General features: G+C 58.8%; 1 protein-coding gene and 1 pseudogene. One reads left to right on the forward strand and one right to left on the reverse strand.

The features are described 5' to 3' along the window. A pseudogene (locus FB009_RS32505) lies at positions 1–137 on the forward strand (UPF0149 family protein); the annotation flags it as partial. A 336-nt stretch (positions 138–473) separates the two neighbouring features. Here FB009_RS32505 and FB009_RS32515 read toward each other — a convergent pair. Then, complete coding sequence (locus FB009_RS32515; protein WP_145162741.1) at positions 474–1676, reverse strand: IS256-like element ISRm3 family transposase; 1203 nt, start codon at positions 1674–1676, stop codon at positions 474–476. Positions 1677–1734: the final 58 nt, after the last annotated feature.

Genomic DNA, 1734 nt, shown 5'->3' on the forward strand with positions numbered 1-1734 from the left:
GCGACATCATTGCGCCAATCCGCAAGCTCAGCGAGACAAAAGGACCAGCTACCCACAAGGATGCTGCTGCCGTCGCCGAGGCGCTCGTCAATATCCGAAGCTACTTCATGCCAAAGCGCGCAAAGCAGAAGTTCTAAAACAGCGGACGGCTCCTCCTCCGTCAACAGACGAAAGCCGTGGGATGCTCGTCGCGCTCACCGCTGTACTCTCCGGCTCTTGGCAGTACTTGACGTAGTTCTCGTGCCAAAGCGGCAGTATATCCACCGGGTCGACATCGACACCGTAGCGCTCGGCAATGGTACGGGAGTTGTCGAGGTTCTCCAAAAGCGTGGCCAGGAACGCCTTGCACCGAGCCGGCGCTCCGTGAAGCGCTTGACATGCGACAGCGTGCGAAGCTGTCCAGACTTGCGTCGATCAAAGATGTTTCGGTAGCATTGGGACTGTCAGGAATTCTGTGCGGTGGGCCGGTTTCATCAGTTGAAGAACCGCTCGCCAAAGATGACGGCGAACTGTGTCTTTGCCTCGACCCATTCCCGCGGCGCCCGTTTCCATTGCTCGGCCGCGTTGTTAAGAACGAGATATAACAGCTTCATCGCGGCTTCGTCACCAGGGAAATGCCCGCGGGAACGCACAGCTCGCCGAAGCTTCGAGTTGAGGGCCTCTATTGCGTTCGTCGTGTAGATGATGCGGCGGACCCCTTCGGGGAAGGCGAAGAAGGGAGCGACGTGTTCCCAGTTGCGCCGCCAGCTTTGAGCGATAGCGGGATATTTCTGGCCCCAGTACCCTTCCTCGAAGGCCTCCAGCGCCTTCAGGCCCGCCTCGGCATCTCGGGCGCGGTAGATGGCTCTCAAAGCCGGCACAACGGTCCTTCTATCCTTATAGGATACGAACTCCAACGAGTGCCGGATCAGGTGGACGATGCAGGTCTGGACGATTGTTTGGGGAAAGACGGCGGTGATGGCCTCGGGGAAGCCCTTCAAGCCGTCGACCACGGCGATTAGGATATCCTGGCAACCGCGGTTCTTCAGCTCGTTCATGACCCGCAGCCAGAACTTTGCCCCTTCCGTCTGCTCGATCCAGAGCCCGAGGATCTCCTTGCTGCCGTCAGCGAGCACGGCCAGGGCGACATAGACGGCTTTGTTGCGTACGAAGCCCTCGTCTCTGATCTTGACCCGGATGGCGTCGAAAAACACGAGGGGGTAGCAAAGCTCGAGCGGCCGGTTTTGCCACTCTCCGACGGCCTCCAGAACCGTATCGGTCACCGCCGAGATCAGATCCGGCGACACATCGATGCCGTAGAGCTCTTCAAGATGCCCCTGGATCTCGCGCACTGTCATACCACGGGCGTACATCGAAATGATCTTATCGTCGAAATCGGGAAACCGGCGCTGATATCTGGCGATCAGCTTTGGGTCGAAGGTACCCGCCCGATCGCGCGGGATGGTCAGCGTCATCTTCGATGTGCCAGTCAAAACCGTCTTCTTGGAGGAACCGTTGCGCCTGTTGGCGGGGCCGCCCTCCAGGCGCTCGACGTCGCGATGGTCGTCAAGCTCCGCATTGAGGATGCGCTCTGAAAGCGCCTTCTTCAGATCGTCCAGCAAACCGTCCTTGCCGAAAACCTCGGATGGATCACGTCCAGCCAGGAGCTGGTCCAGAAGTTCTTTCTCGATAGCCATGTGATGATTCGCTCCTTTTCATCATCATGGCCCACCGCACAGAATTCCTGACAGTCCC

The sequence above is a fragment of the Sinorhizobium medicae genome, assembly GCF_007827695.1.
GTDB lineage: Bacteria > Pseudomonadota > Alphaproteobacteria > Rhizobiales > Rhizobiaceae > Sinorhizobium > Sinorhizobium medicae.

Bases quoted from the DNA above. Each gene is read 5' to 3' on its own strand.
- FB009_RS32515 (WP_145162741.1), bottom strand. From the start codon at position 1,676: ATGGCTATCGAGAAAGAACTTCTGGACCAGCTCCTGGCTGGACGTGAT.